21 protein-coding genes are annotated in these 25,656 nt (G+C 59.2%); 10 read left to right on the forward strand and 11 right to left on the reverse strand.

The features are described 5' to 3' along the window. Positions 1-21 precede the first annotated feature (21 nt). Positions 22-870, reverse strand: a complete 849-nt coding sequence (locus tag GA0061103_RS19430) for a sugar phosphate isomerase/epimerase family protein (protein WP_245304804.1) — start codon at positions 868-870, stop codon at positions 22-24. Between the two features lie 386 nt (positions 871-1,256). Here GA0061103_RS19430 and GA0061103_RS19435 point away from each other — a divergent pair, with 386 nt between their 5' ends. Together GA0061103_RS19435 and galE are read left to right on the forward strand one after the other, a co-directional pair. After that, on the forward strand, positions 1,257-2,231 hold the full coding sequence (locus GA0061103_RS19435) for a UDP-glucuronic acid decarboxylase family protein (RefSeq protein WP_092713956.1): 975 nt from the start codon (positions 1,257-1,259) through the stop codon (positions 2,229-2,231). Then, positions 2,228-3,202: a UDP-glucose 4-epimerase GalE gene (galE, locus tag GA0061103_RS19440; RefSeq protein ID WP_092713958.1), complete on the forward strand. Its 975-nt coding sequence runs from the start codon at positions 2,228-2,230 to the stop codon at positions 3,200-3,202. The genes GA0061103_RS19435 and galE overlap by 4 nt, the downstream gene beginning before the upstream one ends. Positions 3,203-3,205: 3 nt before the next feature. Here the strand turns inward: galE and GA0061103_RS19445 are convergent, their stop codons facing one another. The 6 genes from GA0061103_RS19445 to GA0061103_RS19470 are packed head-to-tail and all read right to left on the reverse strand — an operon-like array spanning position 3,206 to position 10,501. Next, positions 3,206-4,411, reverse strand: coding sequence for a glycosyltransferase family 4 protein (locus GA0061103_RS19445; protein WP_245304805.1), 1,206 nt, complete (start codon positions 4,409-4,411; stop codon positions 3,206-3,208). 20 nt (positions 4,412-4,431) lie between these two features. Then, positions 4,432-5,172 carry a class I SAM-dependent methyltransferase gene (locus GA0061103_RS19450; protein WP_092713962.1) on the reverse strand — a complete coding sequence of 247 codons (741 nt, stop codon included), beginning with the start codon at positions 5,170-5,172 and terminating at the stop codon, positions 4,432-4,434. Beyond that, entirely contained in the window at positions 5,169-6,479 is a 1,311-nt protein-coding gene (locus GA0061103_RS19455) for a glycosyltransferase family 2 protein (protein ID WP_092713965.1), read from the reverse strand. The genes GA0061103_RS19450 and GA0061103_RS19455 overlap by 4 nt, the downstream gene beginning before the upstream one ends. Beyond that, entirely contained in the window at positions 6,476-7,699 is a 1,224-nt protein-coding gene (locus GA0061103_RS19460) for a glycosyltransferase family 2 protein (RefSeq protein WP_092713967.1), read from the reverse strand. The genes GA0061103_RS19455 and GA0061103_RS19460 overlap by 4 nt, the downstream gene beginning before the upstream one ends. Continuing rightward, entirely contained in the window at positions 7,680-9,503 is a 1,824-nt protein-coding gene (locus GA0061103_RS19465; protein ID WP_092713969.1) for an ABC transporter ATP-binding protein, read from the reverse strand. Before GA0061103_RS19465 ends, GA0061103_RS19460 begins: the two co-directional genes overlap by 20 nt. After that, positions 9,500-10,501: a glycosyltransferase family 2 protein gene (locus GA0061103_RS19470; protein WP_167376615.1), complete on the reverse strand. Its 1,002-nt coding sequence runs from the start codon at positions 10,499-10,501 to the stop codon at positions 9,500-9,502. Before GA0061103_RS19470 ends, GA0061103_RS19465 begins: the two co-directional genes overlap by 4 nt. 624 nt (positions 10,502-11,125) lie before the next feature. Here GA0061103_RS19470 and GA0061103_RS19480 point away from each other — a divergent pair. Genes GA0061103_RS19480 through GA0061103_RS19490 form a run of 3 tightly spaced genes read left to right on the forward strand, consistent with a single transcriptional unit; the run spans position 11,126 to position 15,232 of the window. Continuing rightward, positions 11,126-11,584, forward strand: coding sequence for a (2Fe-2S)-binding protein (locus GA0061103_RS19480; protein WP_075854406.1), 459 nt, complete (start codon positions 11,126-11,128; stop codon positions 11,582-11,584). Positions 11,585-11,586: 2 nt separating this feature from the next. Next, positions 11,587-12,954, forward strand: a complete 1,368-nt coding sequence (locus tag GA0061103_RS19485) for a cytochrome c (protein ID WP_092713975.1) — start codon at positions 11,587-11,589, stop codon at positions 12,952-12,954. Further along, positions 12,947-15,232, forward strand: coding sequence for a xanthine dehydrogenase family protein molybdopterin-binding subunit (locus GA0061103_RS19490; protein ID WP_092713977.1), 2,286 nt, complete (start codon positions 12,947-12,949; stop codon positions 15,230-15,232). The genes GA0061103_RS19485 and GA0061103_RS19490 overlap by 8 nt, the downstream gene beginning before the upstream one ends. 376 nt (positions 15,233-15,608) lie before the next feature. Here the strand turns inward: GA0061103_RS19490 and GA0061103_RS35670 are convergent, their stop codons facing one another. Further along, a complete protein-coding gene (locus tag GA0061103_RS35670; RefSeq protein WP_425349518.1) occupies positions 15,609-15,770 on the reverse strand; it encodes a type II toxin-antitoxin system RelE/ParE family toxin in 162 nt (53 codons plus the stop codon). Beyond that, on the reverse strand, positions 15,767-16,018 hold the full coding sequence (locus tag GA0061103_RS19500) for an antitoxin (RefSeq protein ID WP_092713979.1): 252 nt from the start codon (positions 16,016-16,018) through the stop codon (positions 15,767-15,769). Before GA0061103_RS19500 ends, GA0061103_RS35670 begins: the two co-directional genes overlap by 4 nt. Positions 16,019-16,262: 244 nt before the next feature. Here GA0061103_RS19500 and GA0061103_RS19505 point away from each other — a divergent pair, with 244 nt between their 5' ends. Continuing rightward, positions 16,263-16,496 carry a hypothetical protein gene (locus tag GA0061103_RS19505; RefSeq protein ID WP_141694448.1) on the forward strand — a complete coding sequence of 78 codons (234 nt, stop codon included), beginning with the start codon at positions 16,263-16,265 and terminating at the stop codon, positions 16,494-16,496. A gap of 26 nt (positions 16,497-16,522) precedes the next feature. Here the strand turns inward: GA0061103_RS19505 and GA0061103_RS19510 are convergent, their stop codons facing one another. After that, positions 16,523-18,298, reverse strand: coding sequence for a thiamine pyrophosphate-dependent enzyme (locus GA0061103_RS19510; RefSeq protein ID WP_092713983.1), 1,776 nt, complete (start codon positions 18,296-18,298; stop codon positions 16,523-16,525). A gap of 138 nt (positions 18,299-18,436) precedes the next feature. Further along, a complete protein-coding gene (locus GA0061103_RS19515) occupies positions 18,437-19,621 on the reverse strand; it encodes a 2-isopropylmalate synthase (protein ID WP_092713985.1) in 1,185 nt (394 codons plus the stop codon). A gap of 1,219 nt (positions 19,622-20,840) precedes the next feature. Here GA0061103_RS19515 and GA0061103_RS19525 point away from each other — a divergent pair. The 4 genes from GA0061103_RS19525 (at position 20,841) to GA0061103_RS19540 (ending at position 25,599) form a co-directional block, all read left to right on the forward strand. Continuing rightward, complete coding sequence (locus GA0061103_RS19525) at positions 20,841-22,097, forward strand: glucuronyl esterase domain-containing protein (RefSeq protein WP_141694449.1); 1,257 nt, start codon at positions 20,841-20,843, stop codon at positions 22,095-22,097. A gap of 215 nt (positions 22,098-22,312) precedes the next feature. Continuing rightward, a complete protein-coding gene (locus tag GA0061103_RS19530; RefSeq protein WP_092713989.1) occupies positions 22,313-23,347 on the forward strand; it encodes a LacI family DNA-binding transcriptional regulator in 1,035 nt (344 codons plus the stop codon). A 171-nt stretch (positions 23,348-23,518) separates the two neighbouring features. After that, positions 23,519-24,049 (forward strand): hypothetical protein, encoded by a 531-nt coding sequence (locus GA0061103_RS19535; protein ID WP_092713991.1) that lies wholly within the window; start codon positions 23,519-23,521, stop codon positions 24,047-24,049. 362 nt (positions 24,050-24,411) lie between these two features. Further along, positions 24,412-25,599 carry an adenylate/guanylate cyclase domain-containing protein gene (locus tag GA0061103_RS19540; protein ID WP_092713993.1) on the forward strand — a complete coding sequence of 396 codons (1,188 nt, stop codon included), beginning with the start codon at positions 24,412-24,414 and terminating at the stop codon, positions 25,597-25,599. The last annotated feature ends 57 nt before the right edge of the window (positions 25,600-25,656 follow it).

Here is a 25,656-nt window from a genome sequence, read left to right on the forward strand (position 1 = left end):
CGCCCGCTTGCAATCCAGCCATTAAAGCGCGGCGATCCGGTCGACGCGCTTCTTCAAATCGGCAAGGCGATGTCGGTCGCCTCCTGGCACCTCGATGGAAGCCCAGCCGGAATAACCGATATCAGACAGAGCCTTGTTGACCGCAGCCCAATCGCAGTCGCCCTCGCTCAGCTCGACATCGAAGCCCTTCCATGGGCCTTCGCTGTTCATCTTTTCGAGACTGTATTCCTTGATGTCGATTTTCAGGATGCGCTTGCCAAGCGCCTCGATCCAATGGGTCGGCCGTCCGTAGCGGAGCACGTTGCCGACATCGAAATACCAGCCGAGCTTCGGATGGTTGAAGCGATCGACCAAATCGGCCGCCTCCAGCGGGCTCAGCAGGAAGTCGTTCCACACGTTTTCGAGCGCAATCGATACGCCGCTCTCTTCCGCGGCAGGCAGGATTCTGGCGATTTCCTCGCCGGCTCTCGTGTAAGCGGTCTTGTAACTGGTGCCTGCATTGACGACGCCGGGCACAAGCAACACCGTCGTCGCGCCATAGAGCTTTGCATCATGGAGCGCCTTGACCATCGAATCGACGCAGGCTTGGCGCGCCGATGGATCGGGATCCGTCAGCGGACGCTTCCAGTGCACGGCATTGACGAGGCCGGGAATAGCGAGTCCGGTCTTGTCGCGGGCATTCAGAACTTCGTCGAGTGGCAGATCATTGGGCGAATCGAGCTCGACCCCGTCATAGCCGAGATCCCGCAGGAGCTGGAATTTTTCCAGGATGGAAAGCGAAGGCTCCTCGACCATACCCCATTTCAGGCTGATCTTGGCCAAGGGGCGAGCGGAAACGGGCGAAAACGAATTAGCGGCGGGTTCGGTCATCGATGGGTCTTTGCATGGCATGGTCGGATAGCGGCGGCACTATGTCAGCCAATCCAAAGCCGATCAATCGGTCATTGAAAGGCAAGTAGCGCCGCCCGCCATAGTGCCGTCCGGAAGATTTTCGGCCTCCATCAGACTAAAGTCTGGTTCGTGATCGGACCTAGGACCGAAGACGCAATCTTTGGTCCTAATGCCATGGATTGCCCCGACCTTTGCGCCAGTTGTTTTCCGCGATGGAAGCGGTCGGATACCCTGCCGCTGTCGCAGTGCATGCGGAGAAGGTCGATGAATGTGAACGGCGTCCTTGAAAGCGGCATCCCAGCCCCGGCACGTGCCGCAGCTGCCGACGGCGGCAACATCACGCTGTTAGCGGCGAGATAACCGTCATGCAGCAAACAAAGCGAATCCTGGTCACCGGCGGCGCAGGTTTTCTTGGCTCCTTCCTATGCGAACGGCTTTTGCAGGAAAAACACGAGGTTATCTGCGTAGATAACTTCTTTACAGGACGGAAAAGCAACGTCTCGCATCTGCTTGATAACAGATCTTTCGAAATCGTCCGCCACGACATTACCTTCCCCCTCTATGTGGAGGTCGACGAGATCTACAATCTTGCCTGTCCGGCGAGCCCGGTTCACTATCAGTTCGATCCGGTGCAGACGACCAAGACCAGCGTCCACGGCGCGATCAACATGCTCGGCCTCGCCAAACGGGTCGGCGCCAAGATTCTCCAGGCCTCGACGTCCGAAGTCTATGGCGATCCCGAGATCCATCCCCAACAGGAGGATTATTGGGGCCGGGTGAATCCGATAGGCCCGCGCTCCTGTTACGACGAGGGCAAACGCTGCGCCGAGACACTGTTCTTCGATTACTGGCGTCAGCACCGGCTACGGATCAAGGTGGCGCGCATCTTCAACACCTATGGTCCAAGGATGCGCCCCGATGACGGCCGCGTCGTCTCCAACTTCATCGTGCAGGCGCTGCAGAACAAGCCGATAACGGTTTATGGCAGCGGCCAGCAAACGCGCTCGTTCTGCTATGTCGACGATCTTATCGACGGCCTGGTTCGCCTGATGGGAACAAGGGACGAGATCACAGGCCCGATCAATCTCGGCAATCCTGCGGAGTTTACGATGCTGGAGCTCGCCAACCTCGCGATAGAACTGACTGGAAGCCGCTCGACGATAAAATACCTGCCGTTGCCTGAGGATGATCCCAGACAACGCCAGCCGGATATCGGGATCGCATCGCGCGAACTCGGCTGGAAGCCGAAGGTTCAGTTGAAAGCCGGGCTTGGCAAAACGATCGCTTATTTTGAGGAACTGCTTTCGTCTGGCCGTTCACACGCGATCGCCGCCGAATGAGGACGGTCCTTGTCACCGGCGGAGCCGGCTATATCGGATCGCATTGCTGTAAGGCCTTCGCCGAGGCCGGATGGTCGGTTGTCACCTACGACAATCTCTCCCGCGGCTGGCGTGACGCCGTGAAATGGGGGCCGCTGGTCGAGGGCGACATTGCCGACGCCGAGACGGTCGCGGCAACGTTGCGCCAATACCGCCCGGATGTGGTCGCCCATTTCGCGGCCTATGCCTATGTCGGCGAATCTGTCGAGTTTCCTGAGCTCTACTATCGGAACAACACATTCGGGACGCTGGTTCTCATCGAGGAAATGCTCAAAGCAGGCGTCAACCGACTGATCTTTTCAAGCACCTGCGCATCCTATGGCATTCCGACCCGTACTCCGATCGACGAGAGCCATCCGCAGTGGCCGATCAATCCCTATGGATGGTCGAAATTCATGATCGAGCGCATGGTGGAGGATTTCGCGCGCGCCCGCGGCCTCAATGCGGTGATGCTGCGATATTTCAATGCGGCCGGCTGTGATCCCGATGGCGAGATCGGCGAACGGCACGACCCCGAGACCCATGTCGTGCCGCTCGCCATAGAAGCGGCAATCAGACCGGGCCGAACCTTCACCATCAACGGCACCGATTTCGACACGCGCGACGGCACCGCCATCCGCGACTACATCCACGTCAGCGATCTCGCGCAGGCTCATGTCCTTGGCGGAGAGAAGCTGCTGCGGGATGAGGGGGCGCACGTCTATAACCTTGGCACCGGCAACGGCACGACCGTTAGGGAATTGGTCGATGCTGTCGGCCGCATTTCCGGACGCAGCCTTGCCCTGGCCTATGGTCCGCGCAGAGCCGGCGATCCACCGGCTCTCGTCGCTGCCGCCGATAAAGCCGAGCGCGAGCTTGGATGGGTGCCCAGACATTCCAGCATCGACAGGATTATCGAGACGGCGCTCGCCTGGCATCGTGACCGGATGTGATCCTTACCTGCGTGCCGTTGTCAGAAACTCATCGAGAGCGGCGCCAACCGCTTCGATGGAGAATTTTTCCATCACTCGCCGTCGGGCAGCTGCACCCAGTCGTGCGCGAAGAGCTCCATCACCTTTCAATCTTGCCAAGGCCCGCGCGATTTCCTCCGGCTGTTCCTGCGCGACCATCAGGCCGCCCGAGGCCTCGCCGTCGATGAGAATGTCCGGCAGGCCTTGTGCATCCGAAGCGATGATGGGAAGGCCGCAGGCCATGGCTTCCAATGGCGCAACCGGCATGCCCTCGACGCGCGAGGCTGTGACATAGACGTCCGCGGCCGATAGCCAGCGCCGGATCAAGGCTCGGTCCGTCATGTAGCCGGACAACCATTGCACGTTCGTCAGCTCGCTTTCGCGAACGAGCTTTGCGAAAGCGTCATTGTCCTGACCCGAGCCAATGATCACCAATCGGCAGGCGGAAGCATCGGCTAAGCGTTCCCAGGCTTCCAGAAGCACATCGAGCCCCTTGCGGCGGATATCGATGCGCCCGTGATTGAGGACGATGAAGCAATCCTGCGGCAGGCCGAGATTTGCTCGTGCCTCGCTGCGATCCATCGCTTGCCATTCCTGGGTAGCTAGCGGATTTGGGATATTCGCGATATTGAGAGCAATGCGTGGATAGGCCTTGGCAAGGCGCTCGCGCTCTGCGGAAGACGCAACGATCAGGCCACGGCACGCGCGCAGCGAAAGCCGTCGTGCAGCAGCCTCGATCCAGGACAGCGTGCGATCCCCTCCCTGAAAGGTGGCATAGAGAGGAAGGTTTAAACCCCGCGCCAGCCATGCCAATGCATCGAAGCGCGTGTATTCATATTCCTGGGCAAGCAGCAGATTGCATTTGGAGCGGGAAAGGATCTCGCGGAAGGCTGAAAGCGGCGTTGCAGACCAGCGCCGCAGGCTATAGGCGGAAGGAGAATGGCCCTGCCGCGGCCGCTTTGCCGGTGCGACCCAGATCGGCGTGCCCGTGCTAGGATGCTCGTAGCACTCAATCCTGTGCACCCGCTCGGATGCACAGACGATGATCGGTTTGTGGCCGGCCGAACTCAGTGCTGCCGCATAGCCGAACAGCCAGCCCCCCGTCATCCGCTCGACGAAATCCTGAAGTTCAAGCCCGATCGGATCGAGAAACTCTTCGATCACATCTCCCCATGGGAAAAGCGCGATCATCTTTGACGTCCGGTCACCTCTCATTTGCGCCAGGCAAAGGCCGTCTCGGTGCCACGCGTGGATGGCCGGTGCATCAGGTAACCGAGGAAGGTCACGGGCGCGGCCAGCGCATAGAGGACCTTGCGGCGACGGCGTCCGATGCGGGAAAACGAAACGTCGTGAAAAAACGCGGTGGCGGCATTGATGAAGGTGGCGCGCCGCTCCGGGCGTCTGTCGAAAAGGGCCGCAAGTTCCGGATCCCGGTATCCCCGCCTGACATGGCCCCATTCGCGCATCAGTTCGCTTTCATGCGGACAATGGCGTTTCATGACGCTGAAATAGGGATAATGCCAGTTGAGCTCAGGGGTGGAGATCAGGACATATCCGCCCGGCCGCACCACCCGCAGCGCTTCCTGCGCCGCGCGGCGATCATCCTCGATGTGCTCGAGCACGTCGAACATGGTGACGATGTCAAAGCTATCGTCTTCCATTGGCAGCGAGCAGGCATCGCCGCAAATGAAGGTCGATTTCGCCCAGGAAGGCTGATGGTCGGCCAGTTCGGGGTCGATGTCGAGCGTGACGATTTCGGCCTGCGGATAAAGGATGCTGGCAAGACCGCTGCGACCGCCGCCGATTTCCAGCACCCGTCCGGTGCCTCCCGTTTCAGGCGGCGCGACCCGATGGATGGCGCGCATCTTTTCGCGATAGAACAGCCCATCCGTCAAGCCATTCGGATAGGGGTTTCCGGACAGAAATTGGCCAAGCGCTGCTTTCTTGATCATCGCGATATTCCTTTTTCAGCCGTAGCAGCGCTCCCCGTCGGGGTTCGCCGCATTCTCCAGCCGAAGCGCAGGAGAAACTGCAGGCCGGCGAGCCAGCCCTCTACTTCGGCCGCCAAAATTCCGAGCCTACCCGGAGGCCCTTCGAAAAGCGCCTTGACGAAGGTCTTGGCAAAATAGACCGGCAGCTGCTTGCCGATGCGCACGATGTTGCCCCGATCGCCGAAATTGTCGTATTGCGTCACAAGGGCTGCAACGTGGCCTTTCATATAGGCTTTGATCTGCCGCTTGAGGCCGGGCCAGTCGCTGCGATGGTGGTGAAAGACAACGGCCCGGGGCTCGTAGAGGCACACCCCACCGGACGCCAGCAGCCGGTACCAAAGCTCTGAATCTTCAGAGCATCCTGCCGCCCCCGCGCCGAGGCGTTCGTCGAACAGGCCAACCCGCTCGAATACGGAGCGTCGAAAGGCCATGTTGGCACCAGCGCCGATCTTCCAGACATGCGCTCCGCTCGGCCGCGTCTCCTCAAAGAAACGCCTGTCGAAGGTGAGCGGCACGAAGGTCGAACCAAAGCCGCCCATGGTGAACTGAAAGGAGCATTGCGCCGCCGTATCGAGACGCGCGGGCAGCACGAGACCGGTAAACGCCTCAACGTCCCGTTCCGCAAAGATACGCGCGATCTCCGCGGTCCAGCCCCGATGCGCCTCGACATCGTCGTCGGTGAAAGCGACGATATCAAACCGGCTCGTTTGAATACCGGTGTTCCGGGCTCGGCTTAGACCGGCATGAGGCTCATGGACATAGCGAAAATCGGGGAATTGCCTGCAGATGTTCTTCGCATTCCCGTCCGGGGAATTGTCGACGACAACGACCTCACCCGGAGCGCTGCGTTGCGCTGCAAGGCTGGCCAGACATTTGCTCAGAGCCGGACCGCGATCGCGGGTGCAGATGACCACGGAAATATCCTGCGCCGAAGCGGAGGATGGGGCTGCGATCGCGTCGAGCGCCTCTACCAGATTTTGTGCATCGAGCGCCGCCTCCAGCGAGAGCGCAGGTTTTGGCTGTCCTTCATAGGTGGCACGCAACGGTGCGCCCAGCGCGATGCTGCGCGCTTGCAATTGCGCGGCCGCATGTTCGGCAGCAAGCTGACGCAATTGAGAAGCCCCGTAAGGTAGCTCGTCCTCCAGGGATGCCCGTGCCCCGAGTGGCAGATCTTTCCACCAGAAGATCGACAGCGCTGGCTCGCGAGCACTACCGATATCCGCGGCCGCAAGATCGATATGCCTCACCTCAAAACGTTCTGTCGTCATGAGTTGCGCTCCCGGATCGACCTGATACGGGCGCGCGAGCGATCGTATTCACCGGCAAGGCCGTAGATTCCACCCCACAGCTCCGCGATACCGAAACGCAGCTCATGGCCGCGCAGCCGCCTCGCAGCGCGGGCAAGCGCCTTCAACTGATCGAAGAACCACCAGCGGACCATGGCACGATGGCGCGCTCGCATCGCGCCATCGGTGCGATAGCTCTTGACGAGAAAGGCCATCATGCCGAGACCCCAGGTCCAGTATTGCCGCCTGAGCTGCGGAATGGTTTCGCGGTGCTCGTGATAGACCGCATATTCCGGCTCATAGATCATCGGGCGGCCGGAGCGCAGGACACGGTAGAAAATATCGAGATCCCCGCCTCCGGGCAGCGGCGCTCCCGTATCCAGCGCCTCATCGAAACCGCCGAGCTCGATCAGCAATGCACGGTCGAAGGCCATGTTGCAGCCGGCGCCGAGAATGCCGGCACCGACGGGATGCAGCGGATTGTCGAAGCGCGCCTTGTGAAACTCCCGTCGCGCAAAGCCGCGACCAAACCCTCCACGCCGCTCGAAAAAGATCTGCGCCTCGGTGTCGAGACGAAACGGTAGCACGAGGCCTGTGAAGCCGCCGACGCCAGGGTTGTCGCTGCACGCCTTGGCAAGGCCTGCGAGCCAGTTGCGGTCCACCACGACATCATCGTCCAGATAGGCGATGATATCGCCCCAAGCCGCCTGAAGGGCGGCATTTCGAGCGAAATCCAGCCCAGCCTTCGGTTCGAAAACGTAGCGGATATCGCGGAAACTCTCGACGGCTTCGCGCGTGGCCGTGTCCACCGAGGCATTGTCGACCACGATAATTTCGATGAATTGGAAGGGAGATTCATCCCGAACCTGATCGAGCGAGCGCAGCAACCGGGAAAGGCGCTGTGCACGATCCTTGGTGCAGATCGCGATGCTGAGACTGGGCAGCGCCGTCTCGGTCGCCGACAAGCGCGCCCTCAGCTCCTCGTCGAACTTGGCAACGAGGATGCGCTCCGCAAATCGCTCATCAGCAAGGGCTTTCAGGCTCTCGGCCGACAGCATAGAACCGGCGGACCGCTCGATCATTTCAAATGCGATCAGCCGGCCCTGCCATCGTGCGATCAAGCCGACACCGGTCTGCTCAGCCGAGAGCTCGATCGGCGCCAGGGGTTTCGATAACTCGATATCAATAAGCTTGTAACTCATCACCCAACTCCCGGCCGCTGCGGCGGCCGTGCTGAAATTCGTGGAGCCTGGAAAAATGTCCCTGCCGTTTGAAGAGCTCGTCCGGCGAACCGGCCTCGACCACGCGACCCTTTGTCATGACGATGATCTGATCGGCCGCCAGAACGGTCGAAAGCCGGTGAGCGATCACGACAACGGTGCGGTTATGCGAGTATTTATCGAGCGCCAGCTGAAACGCCTGTTCGGTTTCGGCATCGAGCGCGTTCGTCGCCTCATCCAGCAGCAGGATATCGGGATTTCGAAGGATCGTTCGGGCGAGCGCCACGCGCTGTCTTTGCCCGCCCGACAGGCGCATTCCCTGATCGCCGATCCGTGTCTCGTAGCCATCCGGAAGGAGGCGGATGAAATCGTCCGCCTTGGCAATTTCGGCAGCCTTGCGGATCTCGTCCGGCCCGGCATCCAGATCGCCATAGGCGATGTTGGCTGAAATCGTGTCGTTGAAGAGGTGGACCTCCTGCGACATCAGCGACAGGCGCTTGCGCCAGCTACGAAGATCGAATTCGGGAAGAGGCATGCCGTCTGCCACGATTGCGCCGGATGTCGGATCCATGAAGCGAAAGAGCAGCGCCATCACCGTGGACTTACCGGCCCCCGATTCGCCCACGATCGCAGTGGTTTTGCCGGCGGGAATGCTGAAGGAGATATCCTCCAGCACCAGCGGCTGTCCGGGCGCGTAGCGGAATGAGACATTGCGGAATTCGACGGCTTTCCTGAAGGCGGGCGCCTGCACGTGCCCCTGCGAGAGAAAAGGCTTCTCCGTTGTACGGAGGAAGTCATCGACATCGTCGAGGCTGCCGGCGAGCCCATCGAGCGCGATCTTCGATTGCAGCAATTCCCTGGTCGGACCTTGCAGACGATATAGCAACGAGAGAAACGCTGCCAGCGCCGCAATGCCCAGCCCCACCGATTGAGCAACGAGAACGAGCGCACCGATCAGGATTGTAATCGAGATTTCGGAGACTGGTCCCGGTGTCGCCCACAGCATATCGAGCTTCAGAAGGCGTCGCCGCACATTGTCGGAAGTCTTCCAGAAGCGATTGCGTTCATAGTCTTCCTGGGCAAAAGCGCGGATCAATTGCAGCGCATTGATGCTCTCCCACATCCTCAGGCCGAACTGCTTGTTTTCCTCGACGACGGCCTTGCCGGTCTCGTCTGCGCGCCGCGTGGCCAGGCGAATGGCCATGGCGCCTACGAGCAGGAACATCATCGAGAACAAGGTCAGCCGGACGGAAATCAGCAGCATCAGCAGCATGAAGACAGCGAAGGTGCAGAAGCAGATCATCAAACGGTAGGCGAGACTTAAGGCCTGACTGACTTTCCAGGTGTTGTTGGCGATCGTCGTGATGATATCGGAGCGTTTGTTTTCCACCCTGTAGTCGATGCACGAGCTTATCGTCTGGTCGAAAACCCTTGCTCTTAGCCGATGCGCAACGAGACCATCGATATACCGGGTCACCCAGATATTGACGAGATGGACGGCGTTCTTCAGAAGGATGCTGACGCACAGCACGCCCACTAGGAATGCCGTCAAATGGCTTTGCGGAACGGGCGCGAGAAGCCGGTCGAAAATTCGCTGCCATTCTCCCTGTTGCGCCGCTACGGCGCCGAGACTCTGAATGAGGGGAATGAAGAGAAAGAGGCCTGCCCCCTCGAGGACCGCAGCGGTCAGGCCGAGCCCGACGATGGTCGGCCCTGCCCAGGCAGGCGCCTCAGCCAGGCGGAAGAGGCGCTGCAGCCGCATGAGGAACGAACCGCCCGACCTCACGGGATCGTCTCCATATAGAGCGGCCGCAACTCCGCGTTTCTTTGCAACCCCCGCAAGCGGGCCTTGAGCCAATCGGGAACCAGCCTGGCGCGACAATATACGTCCAGTATGTTCGGCAGGCTCGAAATCGCCAGGCGCGGCTCCAATGCCAGAAATCGCCTCAACAGATCACAGCCATCGAAAAAACGGCCGCTGACAAAAGCTCTGACGACCAGCCAGTGGATCATGTCGACCAGATGCGCGTCGAGATCGCTGCCATACTGCGGATATTTTTGACGATATTCGGCGAGGACGATTTCGCACGAAGAGAGCATCCGCCTGACATCGCTCGACATATTCGTGTTCGTCATGCGGTAGCCGATCAGGTGCTGCTGTATGACGCGGAATTCGTAATTCTCCGCAATTCTGAGGCAGATCAGAAGATCCTCGCAACCCTGTGCGTTGCGTGCCCTTAAGGACGGGTCGAACTGCCCGGCCTTTTCGAATGCGGAACGACGCATGAGCATCGAGCTGCCATTGCCGACGAAATTGTTTCTGCACATGCGCTGGAGCACATGTCCTTCGTGGCTCGGCCGGTTATGCAGGGAAAATACGCGGCTATGTTCGTCGATGAGCGCATACCAGCAATAGGCCAATCCAACCGATGGTCCGCCCTCGTCAAGTGCTTGCCACTGAAGGGCGATCTTTGACGGAGCCCATAAATCGTCGGCATCGATAAATGCGAGAAACTCGGCGTCCGCCGCCGCCGCACCGGTGTTACGCGCGACGGCGACACCGCTATTGGCCTGCCGAAGGATCCGGATTCGCGGATCCTGCTTCGCGTATTCAGCCACGATGGATAGCGATCGATCCGAAGAACCGTCATCGACAATGATGATATCGAGCGCCTGATGCGTCTGACGACAGATGCTGGCCAGGGTCGCGCCGATCGTTCGTTCGGCGTTGAACATCGGTACGACGACCGCAACCGTGGTACTTCGCTTAGCTCCCACAGTCATTGCCACCTTTGGCGACGAAGCCGACAAACCCGATGATACTGCTGCCGACGGAAGCATTGGCACATGCCGGGGCTGGGATGCCGCTTTCACGGGCGCCGTTCACATTCATCGACCTTCTCCGCATGCACTACGACAGCGGCCGGGTGTCCAACCGCTTCCATCGCGGGAAACAACTGGCGCAAAGGTCGGGGCAATCCATGGCATTAGGACTAAAGATTGCGTCTTCGGCCCTAGGTCCGATCATGAACCAGACTTTAGTCTGATGGAGGTGGCTTCGTTGCCAAAATCAGCAGGACCAATGCCGGCTGCGATGGTTTTCAGCGAGACTTTTTATGAGCAATTCCAAGTGATCCCGCTGCGGGGGCGATGACTTTACGGCTGTATCCATCACTGCCGCCTACCCGTATTTCCATTTGGCGCCGATCCATTCAATGCGACATAGCTGAGGGCGCCAACTGGAGACGCCAGCAATTTCAAGGCACCGGCGCGCTCGTGGCTGCTGAATGGTGCGAGGCAACGGCTGTGATAACGCATTGTTGAAGTTTACCCCTCGACGATACCGGCGTACCATCTCCCAGCAGTTCCGTTGATGCGTCGATTTCCCCCGTCAGGCAGGATGGAAACATGCTCACTCTGAATATCAATGAGCAATTGCACGAGGTCGATGTCCCCGAGGACATGCCGCTTCTGTGGGTGCTGCGGGATCATCTCAATCTGGTCGGTACCAAATATGGCTGCGGCGTCGCCCAGTGCGGCGCGTGCACTGTCCACGTCGCCGGCAAGCCGGTGCGCTCCTGCCAGCTGACCGTTGGCGACGTCGGCACCCGCGCCGTGATCACCATTGAAGGAATCGGTAAGACGCCCAACGGCGCCAAGGTCCAGCAAGCCTGGATGGAAGCGTCCGTACCGCAATGCGGCTACTGCCAGGCCGGCCAGATCATGTCGGCGACGGCCTTGCTCAACATCAATCCCCAACCCGACGATTCCGACATCGATGCGGCCATGGCGGGCAATCTCTGTCGATGCGGGACCTACATCCGCATCCGCCGTGCGATCAAGAACGCCGCTGCCAAGCCGGCCTGATCATGAAGAAAATTATCGGCCTTCTCTTTGCGGTCATTGTCGTCATCGCCCTTGGCTTTGCGGGATGGTTGCTTCTTGGCCGCGATCCAACCTCTTTTGCGAGTGGTTCGACGGTAGCGCTTGGCGATTATCAGGCAGGCACCGTGAGCGGTGTTCCGGGGCAGCTTGCCAGTGCGGATATCGTGAAGCACGGCGAATATCTCGTCCATGCCGCGGACTGCCAGGCCTGTCATACGGCACACGGCGGCACTCCCTTTGCGGGCGGCTTCGCCTTCAACATGCCATTCGGCACCATCTATTCCACCAACATCACGCCAGACAAGGAGACGGGCATCGGCAACTATACCGACGCTCAGTTCCTGGCAGCCGTGCACCGAGGTATCCGTGCCGACGGCGAGAGGCTCTATCCCGCCATGCCCTATGCGTCCTACACCTATATGACGGACGCCGACGTGCTGGCGATCAAGGCCTATCTCTTCACGCTGGCGCCCGCCCATTCCCCGTCAAAGCCCAACCAGCTTTCATGGCCCTTCGATCAGCGCAGCCTGTTGTCGCTGTGGAGTGTTGTGTTCAACACAGACGAACGCTTCCGCCCCAACACGAGCCAGAGCCCACAGTGGAATCGCGGCGCCTACCTTGCCGAGGCGCTCGGACATTGCGGCGAGTGCCACACGCCGCGCAACCTTGCCTTTGCGCTCGACAATCACCACAAGTTCGCAGGCGCCGTCACCGCCGGCTGGCACGCCTATAATATCAGCAGCGACAAGGATTCCGGCATCGGCGACTGGAGCGACGAGGATATCTATCTCTATCTTTCGACGGGACACGCCAACGGACATGGCGGCGCGGCCGGTCCGATGGGTGAAGCCACCGACGACAGCCTCAGCTATCTGGTGCCGGACGACGTGCATGCCCTGGTGACCTATCTGCGCAGCGTACCGGCCCACGCAAGCGACCTGCCGCGCACCGTTACCACAGCCGCGCCGGCATCGCACAAGGAGGGCGTGGCGGATATCGACTCACGCGGCGAGAAGATCTTCGCCGGCGCTTGCGCCAGCTGTCACGACTGGACCGGCGTAAGTCCGGTCACCGGCTTTGCGACACTTACCGGTGTGCGCGCCGTCAACGATCCCAGCGCCACGAACGTGGCACAGACCGTTATCAACGGTGTCAACCGCACGACTGCTGACGGCAGGATCTTCATGCCTGCCTTCGGCCAGGGTTATTCGGACGACGACATAGCGGCGGTCGCCAACTATGTGACCGCCCGCTTCGGCGCCGAAGGCGCACATCTGACAGGCAAGGACGTGGCCAATCTGCGAAAGCAGGCGGCCCAGCAACCTCATCCCCCGGAGGCACACCATGGCTGATATCAGGACCGATTTCGCCGAGTCCGACGCCTATCTCTCGGCATTGATGCGCGAGGTTCGCTCACTGCCGGTGGCCACTACCACGCTGAGCATGGGACGGCGCAACTTTTTCAAGCTCGCCGGCGGGAGTGCTGCCGGGCTGATCCTGGGCTTCTATCTCGGCGACGAAGATTTTGCAGCAGAAGCAGCTGACCCCAAGGATCAGGCGATGAACGCGTTCATCCGGATCGCTCCGGACAACACCATTACCATCTATTCCAAATGTCCGGAGATCGGCCAGGGCATCAAGACCTCCTTCGGCGTCATCATTGCCGAAGAGCTCGATGCCGACTGGAGCCATGTCGTGATGGAGCAAGCCGACATCATCCCCAAGATCTATGGCAGCCAGGGCGCGGGAGGCTCGACCTCGATCCCGCGCGCCTGGGACCAGCTGCGTCAGGCCGGCGCCAGCGCCAAAGCAATGCTGATGGCCGCTGCCGCCCAGCAATGGGGAGTCAATCCCTCACAGATTACCGCGCAGGCCTCGGTCCTGACCCACACTGCCAGCGGCAGATCCGCAGCCTATGGATCGCTGGCAGCGGCGGCGGCAGGAATGCCTGTGCCCGATCCTCGCAGCCTGAAGCTGAAGACACGCGCCGAATATTGCCTGATCGGCAAGCGCTACCACGGCGTCGACGATCCGAAGGTCGTCAGGGGCGAACCGCTGTTCGGCATCGATGTCCAGCGTCCCGGCATGGTCTATGCCAACTACACCAAATGCCCGGCTGCCGGCGGCAAGGTCAGGTCCTTCAATATCGATGAGATCAAGGCCGAGCGCGGCGTGCTTGACGCCTTCGCCTTAGACGGGACCGGCCAGGCGGTCGAGGTGATGCCGGGTGTTGCCATCATCGCCAAGGATACCTGGAGCGCCTTCCAGGCGAAGAACAAGCTGAAAGTGGATTGGGACCTGAGCGAGGCCTCGACGGATTCCACCGCGAAATTCTCCGCCGAAGCCAGCAAGCTCGCAGCCCGCTTCCCGGAAAAATCGGATGACAATGTCGGTGACGTGGACAAATCCTTTGCCAATGCCGCGAAGACCGTCGAGGCCTATTACGAATATCCCTTCGCCGCGCACGTGCCGCTGGAGCCGATGAACACCACCGCGCATTGGCATGACGGGATGATGGAAATGTGGGTGCCCACCCAGCAGCCGGATCGCGGCTTGCCTGTCATTGCCAAGGCTGCCGGGATAGCGCCGGAAAAAATCGTGATGCACCAGACCCGCGTCGGCGGCGGCTTTGGCCGGCGGCTGGTCAATGATTATGCTTGCGAGGCGGCAGTCATCGCACGGAAGATCAACGCGCCGGTCAAGCTACAATGGACCCGGGAAGACGATTTCGGCCACGACTTCTATCGTCCCGCCGGCTACCATCAGTTCAAGGGGGCGATCGATAGGAATGGCAGGCTTGACGCCTGGCAGGAACATTTCATCACCTTCACCGCCGACGGCAAGAAGGAAGCCTCCGGTGCCGGCCTCACCGATAATCTGAGATACTCCATCAAGGCGCCCAACCTGCGCCGCGGCAAAACCATGTTCCCGCTGAAGATCCCGACCGGCGCCTGGCGGGCGCCGGGTGATAACGCCCAGGTCTTCGCCGCGCAGAGCTTCATGCACGAACTGTCGCTGGCGTCGGGCCGCGACCATGTCGAATTCCTCATCGCCGCCGTCAACCGAGACGTGCCGGAGCTCGCCCCGAAAGACAAGAGCGTCAACTTCAGCCCGAAGCGGGCGACCGATGTGATCAGGATGTGCGCCGACAAGGCTGGCTGGGGCAGGAAGATGCCTGATGGCAGCGGGCTGGGCCTCGCCTGGTGCTACTCTCACGCCGGCCATGTCGCGCAGGCTGTCGAGCTTCGCGTCGACGCCCGCAAGCAGATCAAGATCGATCGGATCGTCGCGGTATTGGATGTCGGGCCCATCATCGACATGGCGGGCTCCGAAGCACAGGCTCAAGGCGCCTCGACCGATGCTCTTTCCACGGCGATGGGCCTCAAAATCACCATTGAAAACGGCGAGATCCAGGAACAGAACTACAATGCCTATCCGATCCTGCGCCTGCCCTTCGCGCCGATGGCGATTGATGCCTATTTCATCCAGTCGGACAATCCGCCGACCGGCATGGGCGAACCCGCCTTCCCGGCACTCGCCCCTGCGCTGGGCAACGCCATCTTCGCGGCAACCGGAGAGCGGGTACGCCGCCTACCCTTGCGTGATCTGGGCTATTCGCTGGCAATCTGACATATCGCCTTCGCTCAGCCTTGGTCAGCTTAGGTCATTTCTAACGGTGTTCTCGCCCTCAAAATGGGGTCAGCCCTCCCCACTAGGTTCAGGTTGTTGATTTGCGTGTACAACGGGATTGCGACGACGGCGCGTAGATCGATCGGACAATGACCGGCTGGGCTTGATGCACGATCCTGTTCGACCATCTCAACCGTCTACCAGGCAATCTCGCCTTCGTCCGAAGATCATTCGTTCAGACGACCAGCCAATCGCTTCATGAGATCCACTCCTTCATGAAAAATCGCCACGATCAGGGCGGGCGCATTCTCGCGAAGCAGACAAAAGACATAGTGATGTTCACACCGTGCCATTCGTAACGCCGGATGAAGCGCGCTCATATCCTTGAAAGGACCTTCCCCCCGGCAAGATTCGCAATGCCTCGCTCCAAAGCCGAGATGTACCGGCGTACCTGAGCGGTACCCCATTGCGCATGTGTGTAGCGGATTACAGAACGTAGATCCGATTCCGCATCCGCGGTAAGAATGTAAGCCGTCAAGCACGATCCTCGGCGATCTCCTCATCGAAGATGTCACCTACGGCTTTAGTCGACAGTTTTCCGGCGAGCCCGTCATTGATGCGCGTATTCATCAACGTCTTCAACTCCTCCCAGGCTCGATCTCCATCTATGTCACCGGGGAAAAGGCGCTCGAGTGCATATTGTTTGATTGTCTTGCCCTGCAAAACGGCCATTGCCTTTAGGCTTTGATGTTGCTGGTCCGTTATGTCGATCGTCAAACGGCTCATCTAGCGTGCTCCTGAGTTGAGAAACCCACATTGGCACATATGTGGGTATGTGGCCATTGCCGCAAGGCCTGTCGAAGATCGTCGCCGATACCGCCCTCAAGCACCACAACCACTCATTGAATGCGCGAATTGCTTATGCGTATCGACGACCAAATGATGGCATTGCGCTTGAAAAATGGCGCTGCAGCAGTTGCCTCAGCTTACCTCCGCTATACCTTGTCGACAGATATGGACGTCTATCGTCATGGAGGAGAGCATCGTCATGCCAGGTAAACAATGGCTGATCGGTTTTGCAGATCAATCGAGACAGCAGTGCCACGAGCAACTCCGTCAGAAAATCGATGCGGCCGTGCAGGAGCTTCGGCAAGACGGATGGGAGCCTCAGTGCATAGCGGAAACGCTGCTCGAGATCGCCGACAACTATTTCGATACGGTCATTGGTGACATGGAGATGACGCCTTCGACGCCATTGCATTGATCCGGTATCGGCTGCTCCGTGTGGCGCTACAGGTTGTTAGCCCGCGGATTTTGTCCCACCACCTGCTCTGCATCGACGGGTACCTCAACCAGGATGGATGGGTGGCCGGGACGATAGCTTTCGCACATGATCTCAGCCAGATTGCTCAGATCCGGCATCAGCTTGCGGCTTGACCAGCCGCATGCGCGCGCCATCGATCCAAAGTCGATGCGGTGCAAATCACTATGGTAGCGATCGGATGAATAGTCGGGAATGACCACGGGCAGGCCCTGCACCATGATGCCGAGTGCGCCATTGTCCAGAACGAACAGGACAAGCCCCAATGATCGCGCTTCGGCAAGGCAACCGGCAATCAGCCGGAAGCATCCATCGCCCGTAAAAGCGAAGACCGTCGCGTCCGGCTTTGCAAGCTTTGCGCCGATTGCCGCGCCGAATGCTCCGCCCATTGCCGAACCGCGATAGAGCGAATGGAAGCGGACGTCCGGATGCGGGCGCTGCGTGACATACTGACGATCTTTGTAGGCAAGGCACACATCATCGAATGCAACGCTTCCCGGCTGCCAATGACGATCGAGCTCCTGATAAAATCGAGCGATATCGATCGTCCCGGGACGTGGCGGCATGATCTTGCGATCATTGAGATCGGCCGCGAAAGCCGGTGCCGGAGGGCGCGGCAGCCGAAGATCCTCGAGCCGCTCGATCGCTTGGCTCAGAACCTGATCGATCGGTCCTCGAACATCGAAATATTCGCCGCGCACACGATGCCGAAATTCGCCTCCAACGCTGCCGTATGGGGCAGCCAGGTTGGTGAAATTCCATGTCGTATGGGCAGGTATGTCAGAAAAATTAAGGGTATATTCGTCAGGGCAAAACCCGAGGGTGATGACAATATCGTCAGGGCCGAGGCTTCTCCAGAGCTGCATTGCGCGATCATTACCGCCGAAGCCCAGATAGCCGAAACCGAAGCTGTTGTCGCGCCCCACCGCATTCGCTCCGTTTATGCTCCAGACGATCGGCGCCTGCAATGCTTTGCACAAGCGTGTGGTTAGGGCCGGCATGTGCGGATACATGGCCGCCTCTTCCCCCGCGAGCACGATCACCCGACGCCCAACCGATCGCCGTGGGAACTCGGCCAAAAAATGGGCGAACGAGCCTTGGTCGATCCTGTTCGGTTTATGAATGCGGTCTCCGTCCCAAGGCCTATGGACCGGCTCGGGCACCGTCTTGCCGAGCGCTTCCGGCGGCATCAGAAGTGCGATGGGCGCGCCCTGATCGAGGTGTTTGCGGGCCTGCTCGAGTTGTTCTCCGATATGGTCCGGATCATTCAGGACGAATGTGCCTGATGGCAGCTCGGCCTTCAGCTGAGCCACGACGTCGGCACCCTCCGGGCTCGTATCCTGCAGCGGCGCACGGTATCGCGTATCTGCCGGACTGAGAGGAATGAGGTAGATTGCAGGAATATTGTGCAATTTCGCATCACTCAGGCCGCAGGTCAGCAGCCGTGTCGCAGCTCCCGTCGTTGCAATGGCTGCGCTGATTTTCCCGCTCGCGAGATAGTATCCCAACGGAATAAAGCCGGCGACATACTCTCCGATATTGAAGAAAACCGGAAATTCGGCACCGTCGTCGGGAGAGACCATCGGCTCGAGATGTTTGAGCAAATGGATGACCCCTCCCCCTGTGACGCCGGCATAATGGCGCACTTGCCAGGTCTTAAGCGTGTCGATCAGGAATTCATACCCTGTTTTCGGCTTGGCTACTCGAAGATCGCCTGCCGTTTCGACTGCAAGATCCATCGTCATTTGCTCGCTTCTCCACTGTGACCTTCGTTCCTGAATGCTGCAAAGTATTGACGTGCGTTCCCCCGGGGCCGGCCCAGGCCCGAAGCAGGCACGGTTCCGACACGCGGCCGATCCCGATTGCATGTTCTGGAAACAGAATTACGCGATGTGGCTTTCCCGGGAGAGGGCTTCCATACCCGCAACCGTCGCCAGAAGATCCTCATCACAAAGCGATGCCTTTTGATCGGCGATGTCCTTGAAACGGGAGAAAGCGCGATCGAGATCGGCATCGGAGCCGAACTCGATGCCCAGCGAGCGCATGCACATGCGAAAACCGTTGCGACCCGAATTCTTTCCGAGCACCAGCCGATACTCGTCGGCACCGACCTCCGCCGCCGTCATGATCTGATAGGTCAGCGGGTTCTTCAGCATACCATCCTGGTGAATGCCGGACTGATGCGAGAAGGCATTCCTGCCGACGATCGCTTTGTTGGGCTGCACAACGAAACCCGTGATCTCCGAGACGAGCCTGGATGCAGCCGTCAATCGACGGGTTTCAACGGACGTCTGGCATCGGAAAAAATCCGCGCGTGTATGCAGCGCCATGACGATCTCCTCGAGCGATGCATTGCCCGCCCGCTCACCGATACCGTTGATCGTGCATTCGATCTGGCGTGCGCCCTGCCGGGTCGCTTCCAGCGAGTTGGAAACAGCCATCCCCAGATCGTTGTGACAATGCGCAGAGAACACGGCCTTGTCGGCATTCGGCACGGTGTTGCGCAGATAGGTGAATAGCTTGCCGTATTCGTACGGCGTGGCGTAGCCGACCGTATCAGGCAGGCTGACCGTGGTCGCACCGGCCTTGATCACCAGTTCCACGAAACGGGCAAGAAACTCCGGCTCCGACCGGCTCGCATCCTCGCAGGAAAACTCGATATCCTCGGAATAGCGCCGTGCGTGGTGCACCGCGCGAACGGCATGTTCGAGCACGTTTTCCGGCGTCATCTGCAACTTGTATTTCATGTGAATGGGCGAGGTCGCCAGCACGATATGGATACGGGACGACGCTGCACCGGAAACGGCTTCCGCCGTCAGATCGATGTCGCGCTCGACCGCGCGGCTCAGGCTGCAAATCGTGCTGTCCTTGACGACGCGCGCCACGGCCTTGATCGCCTCGAACTCGCCTGGACTGGAGACGGCAAAACCAGCCTCGATCACGTCGACCTTCAGCCCTTCGAGCATAAGCGCGATTTCCACCTTTTCCCCGGCGTCAAGGTTGATGCCGGGGCTTTGTTCGCCGTCACGCAAAGTAGTGTCAAAGATAATGATTTTTTCAGTGTTCATGCGACTCTCCCGATCAATTGAAGCATCGGCATTGCCGAATTCCTAAGGCTGGCTGTATGGCACTACACACAAGTCATGGATGATCGATGCCTCAGGCGCGTTTCATGCCTGCGGCGAAATCCATCATCTGATGCAAGTCCCGTCAGATCCGATCCTGGCTGCCCCTGGCTTTGCTAGCATGCTGGAAACCGAGCAAAATGCTTCACGCTTGGGTCGGCATCCGCGCCTGCGTCGTCGTCGAAATTTTGTAACTCCTGAAGTACGCGTCCCATCCCGGTGCCCGGCTTTCGATCTGCTCTGATATCCGTGACCCCCGGCTGCGTCGGCTCCGGAGCGGAATGCAGTGCAACATGCGTGTGGTCGCAAGGGAGCTTCGTCCCCGCGCGGGCGCGGCGGGCATATAGATGATCGAGTTTCCAACCGGTCGGATGGCTCGCATATGGCCGTTGCAGGACAGCCCGGGCCACTTCGATTTTCGGAGCAAAAATTTCAAAACCTGGGAATTGAATGTCCATAGCGCACCGAATGGTTACCATGGCGAGGATGGCTGCATTCGAGGCGGCGGTATTTTAGAAAATTATGGACTATTTTTAGGAAATTACGGCTTTTTGCTTAGTCGCCGGCACGTGTCGCCACTTTGCCACACTTGCTTCTGCCAGCCAGCATTTCAGTGATATGACGAGGGGTAGCACCTACCCCGGCTGCTCTTCGGCAGTATCCCACACTTCGACGATTACCTGCATCTGGGTCCTATCGGCAGTTCTCCGGCAATCCCGGCAATCGCAGGAGCGCGCTCCCGCCTCCTGCGAGAAGAATGGTGCCCAGCCCCCGGTCGCGCACGGAACGAGCCATACAGGCGCTCGTCCCGCCGGCAGGTACAAGAGTGGGAGCACATCACCTTCGATCGCCCTGAACGAAACTTTCGTAATCTGATATATATTTCGTATAATTTCTATTTTCGCTTGACGTAAGACACTTTTCCTCCAGAGTTGCCGAGGGGAGAGGCAGGGACTGGAAGGTTCGTCGCTGCCTGAAGAGCCATCGTCTGAAGAGAAGACCCACACCTCGGTCCTTGCCGCGGCGGACGTCACGCGTGTCTCGGAACAGGCCGATGGCGTGGAATAGCCAAAGGGAGGAGACTATGAAAATATTCATAAGCGCTATCGCCGGATTCTGCATCGCATGTTTATTTCTGTCACCCGTTTCGGTTCGTGCTGAAATGTCTGAACGCGAGGCTCTGATTGCCAAGATGAATTCGACTGCCTCGCCGGCCCCATGGCCCGATCCATTGGTGAGCCGGGATGGCACGCGGATCACCGATGCTGCGACCTTTGTCGGCCGGCGCCAGCCGGAGATATTGCGCATGTTCGAGGATGAGGTCTTCGGGCGAACACCGCGTACAAAGCTGCCGATGACCGTGGAACAGGGCGATGAACAGCCGGCTCTCGATGGATTGGCACTGCGCAAGCAAATCAAGCTGGTTTTCCATGCCAACGGCATTGAGCGCACCGTTCCGCTATTGATCTACCGGCCGGCAAATGCCGACAAGCCGGTCCCGGTCATTATCGGACTGAATTTCTTCGGTAATCAGGCAGTGACGAACGATCCCGGCGCACCCCTCAACCCGCTTTGGATGCCGGACCCCGCATTGGATGGGACGCCGATCGCCAAGGAACTCTCGGGCCATATTCGTCGTGACGCCACCGATCAGAGCCGCGGCATCGAGACGATGTGGTGGGATGTTCCGCAAATTCTCAAGGCCGGCTACGCCGTCGTAACGGCCTATGCGGGAGATTTCGAACCCGATTTCTCCGCGGGCATAGGCTATGGCATCCGGCCGCTATTTATCGATCCGCAAGCCAAACTGGTCGACAGCAACGGATGGGGCGCCCTCGGGGCATGGGCTTGGGGGATGAGCCGCATGCTCGATTATGTCGAAACCGACAAGTCCCTGGATGCCAGCCGCGCTGTGGCCTATGGCTTTTCGCGGATGGGCAAGGCTGGATTGTGGGCGGCAGCCCAGGACAAGCGTTTTGTTCTGGTCATTTCAAGCGAATCCGGACAGGGCGGAGCCACGCTGTCCCATCGCGAAGTGGACGAACCCATCTCGCATATGAATATCGCCTTTCCCTACTGGATGTCGGCCCGTTATCATCGTTATACCGATCACCCGCAGGATCTGCCGGTCGACGGTCATCTGCTTCTGTCCTTGATCGCACCCCGTCCGATCTACGTGGGTTCGGCTGCCGGCGATCCCTACTCTGACCCCGCGGGCGAATTTCTATCTGCGCGAGCCGTGACGCCGGTCTATAGGCTGTTCGGCGAAGAGGGCATCGAAACGGACACTCTGCCGGAGTTCGGCGTCAGCGTCGGCGGGGACGTCGGATATCATATCCGCGATGGCGGACACTCCACGACACCGCTGGACTGGAAGCTTTATCTCGCCTTTTGCGATCGCCACCTTGGACGAAACTGACAAATGCCGCTGAAAAGGCGATGCGTGACAAATCCGACTGCCGTCCGCCACGCATCGCCACATGCCGGTCAGACCCCGATTGACCATCACAATGCGCCAATCGTCCCGAATACCAGCGTTCTTGCTGGCATATGAGTTTTGTCACGGGCTATGTAAGATAGCTCATCTGCGGACGAGACGGCGGTGACATACAGAAATCAGGATACCCCATACGCATGGCGATAGACGAGTTCGAAACCGAGCCAACGCTGAAAGACATTGCCGCCGCTACAGGCCTTTCGCTGGCTGCGGTCTCCAAGGTTCTGAACAATAGAGAGGGCGTCAGCCAGGCAAACCGCGAACGGGTTATGCGGACCATGACGGCGCTTGGCTATAGGAAGCGCAAAGGCCGCTCATCTATCGAACCCTTGCGTCAGGCCAGCGTTCTGACGCTTGGCCGATATGCCAGCAACGACAGCTTCTATGGCGAAATCTTGAACGGGATCATTGAGGCTGGCACCTCGGAAGGGATTGCCATCGATGTGAAGATCGCATCCGACGGCACGGGCTCCGGTTTGATCGAACATCTGTTTCCGTCCGGGCTGCCGAATGCGCTGCTGCTCGTCGGCATCGACAATCCAGCTCTGATCGAACAGATTGCCGACGCAGGCATAAGGAGCGTGCTGGTAAACGGCATGGACCGATGCATGCGTTTATCAAGCGTCTCACCCGACTATCATTTCGGCGGCTGGCTTGCCACATGGCACCTCATCGAACTCGGACATCGGGAAATTCTCCATGTCACTCATCCCTATCGCGAGTCGATCCGGCAGCGAATGGATGGTTTTCGAAATGCGATCCAGGAGACAGGTATCACCTTCGAGCCAGAACGACATGTCCTTGACCTTGGGACACCACAATTGATGACGATCGATGCGCGAGGCATCATCAGCGACTATCTGGCGACAACGGCTCGGCGGCCCACAGCGATCGTCTGCGTCAACGATATCGTCGCCATCGCAACAATCCAGGCGATCCAGTCGCATGGTCTTTCCGTGCCTGACGATATTTCCGTCATCGGTTTCGACGACCTGCCGGTTGGAGCGCATTCGTCTCCGCCGCTGACAACCATGCGCGTCGATCGAGAAGAGCTCGGCCGCAGCGCGGTGCGACTTCTTCAAACGGCAAGTAGCGCGTCAACGGTTCGACGGATGGCCTTGGGGACGACATTGGTCAAGCGAGGCTCGACCAGTGAGAAACCGTCGTTATAATCGATGCCGTTATGGACTGGATAACAGATAAAGGGTCAGCAAGCCGGCGCGCTTTGAGCGCTCATGATAGCTTGCCCCTGCGTACAACATACGAAATGAACCAGTTCAACTCCGACCCATATGGAATTGTCAGGTTTACCGAGTGGCTAATGACAGGCCTATGAGGCGGTGATGAGCAAGGATGCAATTGTTTTGGGGAATGTATTCGTTCGAGTGAACGGATTATCAAGCATCGCGGGGATCGTGCTCGCTATGAGCATTACCATCCCAGGGCTGGCCGGATCGGCAGCTCACCTTTGGTCGCAAGATCCGGTAAGCCACTGCGAGTTCGTCGCTCCTGCATCCCTGACGAATGGGCCTGCCTTCTGGACAGGCGCCTGTGCCGACGGGAAGGCCTCGGGCGCGGGCATGTTGCGGCGCCGCGACGGCAATCACGCCGGACCGGCTTTTTTTGGCCGAATGAAGAATGGCCTTCCCGAGATCGGCGTTGTCGATCTGGGCGATGGATATCGGGCCGGTACGTTCAGTGACGATGACATCGGCGGCGGAGCCGAGCTTGAGCCTCAGGTCAGGATTGACGCGTTTCGCATTGCGGCTGAGGCTGCAAGGAAGATTAGCGCCAAGTATGCCGCAGAGAAGAATTCAGCGTCGGCGCAACACTATGATGAGGTCGCAAAGACGCTCGAGCTTCAGATCGAATGACCGTCCACACAAGAGCCTTCACCTTGCAAAAGGCCCGTCACTTCAGGCGCAGCAAACCTGCCAGATGGTGAAACTGTTGCGCCCATAACGAAAGATCAATTGCGTCGGGCGAGAACAACGCGACCAGGCGGTCAAGGCGAGGCAAGATAAAGGCCACCCAGTTTTACCCGTATGGTTCCGCCATTATCTCCAAACACTTCGAAAAGCGCATTCGATCTTGTGCTGCATGGGCAGCCACCCCGCTCGTACGCACACAAGGTACTTTCGCCAGTTTCCATGCTAGGCTGCCCATTGATTTGGACCGGAACACCAAACTTGGTCGACGATCATCTCAAACGTTGCCGTTAAGAGAGGCTTACGAAGTGACGCAGACGCGGGAGTTGGTCGACTGGATCATAGCTGTGGGCCTGACCAGCGACAGCATCGAAGAGCTCCTGACCGGAGTTTCAGAACGGCTGACCAGGCTCGGCTATCCGCTCGTTAGGGCGTCGATAGCCATGCCGTCGATTGATCCGCTCCAGAGAGGCTCCTCGATTTCGTGGTCGCGGTCATCGAGCATCTCGCTCGAAATACAAGAGCACGGCGAAGCGGGTGACGCGATGTTTCGCCGCTCGCCTATCTCCTATCTTCTTTCACGAGACATCGATGTTGGGCGCTGGAGACTGCCGCCCGGCGGTGACGCAGCCGGGTTTCCGCTGCTAAACGAACTCTCCGATCTTGGGGCAACCGACTACCTGGTGAAGCTTGCGCGGTTTCCTGGGGGAACCGCCTTGGCCGGTATCGGCTTCTCATTGGCTGTCGATAGCCCGGAGGGGTTCTCCGACAGCCAGATTGCCGCCCTGGATGAATTTCTACCTGCTCTCGCCCTCGCCTGCTGCCGCATCGCGGCGATGCGTGTCGCGACCGACATGCTCGCCGTTTATACCGGAGCCCGCACGAGCGGCCGCATTCTCAGCGGCCAGACCCGGCGCGGCAATGGTGATGCTATCCATGCCGCCATTCTGCTTGCGGACCTGAAGAACTTTACGGCGCTAAACGAACGTTTTCCGCCGGAACGTATCGTCGGTTGGCTGAACGAGCATTTCGACGCGATCGGGGGGCCGGTTGAACGGTTCGGCGGTGAGATTCTCAAATTTATGGGCGATAGTCTGCTTGCTATCTTCCCGACCGATATTGAAGATCCGGCTAAGGCCTGTGAAAGGGCCTTAGCCGCTGCGAAGATGGCAATCGAGGCGAATGCAGCGGTCAACCGGGCACGCGTGGTTTCCGAGGAACCCGAGCTCCTCGTCGATATAGTCCTGCATATCGGAGACGTATTCTACGGAAACGTCGGAGCTGCCCGCAGACTTGATTTCACGGCAATCGGCAGAGCTGTCAACGAGGCAGCCCGAATGGAAAAATTGTGCGATACGGTCGAACGCAATCTGTTGGCCTCCGAACTATTCGCCTCGCACGTCCAAGACGGATTTGAACGGCTCGGGATTTTCACGTTGAAAGGCGTGAACCAGCCTGCCGCAGTTTACGGCTTATCGTGTGATCCAGACTGTTGACTATCGCCTCAATACGCCCCTTTCTGCCGTGTCCGTACGTTTCCATACCAACGCTTC

This window comes from Martinezella multihospitum, from assembly GCF_900094585.1.
Lineage (GTDB): Bacteria > Pseudomonadota > Alphaproteobacteria > Rhizobiales > Rhizobiaceae > Rhizobium > Rhizobium multihospitium.

Coding starts and splice junctions, on each gene's coding strand:
- GA0061103_RS19430 (WP_245304804.1), bottom strand. CDS start 870: ATGACCGAACCCGCCGCTAATTCGTTTTCGCCCGTTTCCGCTCGCCCC.
- GA0061103_RS19435 (WP_092713956.1), top strand. CDS start 1,257: ATGCAGCAAACAAAGCGAATCCTGGTCACCGGCGGCGCAGGTTTTCTT.
- galE (WP_092713958.1), top strand. CDS start 2,228: ATGAGGACGGTCCTTGTCACCGGCGGAGCCGGCTATATCGGATCGCAT.
- GA0061103_RS19445 (WP_245304805.1), bottom strand. CDS start 4,411: ATGATCGCGCTTTTCCCATGGGGAGATGTGATCGAAGAGTTTCTCGAT.
- GA0061103_RS19450 (WP_092713962.1), bottom strand. CDS start 5,172: ATGATCAAGAAAGCAGCGCTTGGCCAATTTCTGTCCGGAAACCCCTAT.
- GA0061103_RS19455 (WP_092713965.1), bottom strand. CDS start 6,479: ATGACGACAGAACGTTTTGAGGTGAGGCATATCGATCTTGCGGCCGCG.
- GA0061103_RS19460 (WP_092713967.1), bottom strand. CDS start 7,699: ATGAGTTACAAGCTTATTGATATCGAGTTATCGAAACCCCTGGCGCCG.
- GA0061103_RS19470 (WP_167376615.1), bottom strand. CDS start 10,501: ATGACTGTGGGAGCTAAGCGAAGTACCACGGTTGCGGTCGTCGTACCG.
- GA0061103_RS19480 (WP_075854406.1), top strand. CDS start 11,126: ATGCTCACTCTGAATATCAATGAGCAATTGCACGAGGTCGATGTCCCC.
- GA0061103_RS19485 (WP_092713975.1), top strand. CDS start 11,587: ATGAAGAAAATTATCGGCCTTCTCTTTGCGGTCATTGTCGTCATCGCC.
- GA0061103_RS19490 (WP_092713977.1), top strand. CDS start 12,947: ATGGCTGATATCAGGACCGATTTCGCCGAGTCCGACGCCTATCTCTCG.
- GA0061103_RS19500 (WP_092713979.1), bottom strand. CDS start 16,018: ATGAGCCGTTTGACGATCGACATAACGGACCAGCAACATCAAAGCCTA.
- GA0061103_RS19505 (WP_141694448.1), top strand. CDS start 16,263: ATGGAGGAGAGCATCGTCATGCCAGGTAAACAATGGCTGATCGGTTTT.
- GA0061103_RS19510 (WP_092713983.1), bottom strand. CDS start 18,298: ATGACGATGGATCTTGCAGTCGAAACGGCAGGCGATCTTCGAGTAGCC.
- GA0061103_RS19515 (WP_092713985.1), bottom strand. CDS start 19,621: ATGAACACTGAAAAAATCATTATCTTTGACACTACTTTGCGTGACGGC.
- GA0061103_RS19525 (WP_141694449.1), top strand. CDS start 20,841: ATGTCTGAACGCGAGGCTCTGATTGCCAAGATGAATTCGACTGCCTCG.
- GA0061103_RS19530 (WP_092713989.1), top strand. CDS start 22,313: ATGGCGATAGACGAGTTCGAAACCGAGCCAACGCTGAAAGACATTGCC.
- GA0061103_RS19535 (WP_092713991.1), top strand. CDS start 23,519: ATGAGCAAGGATGCAATTGTTTTGGGGAATGTATTCGTTCGAGTGAAC.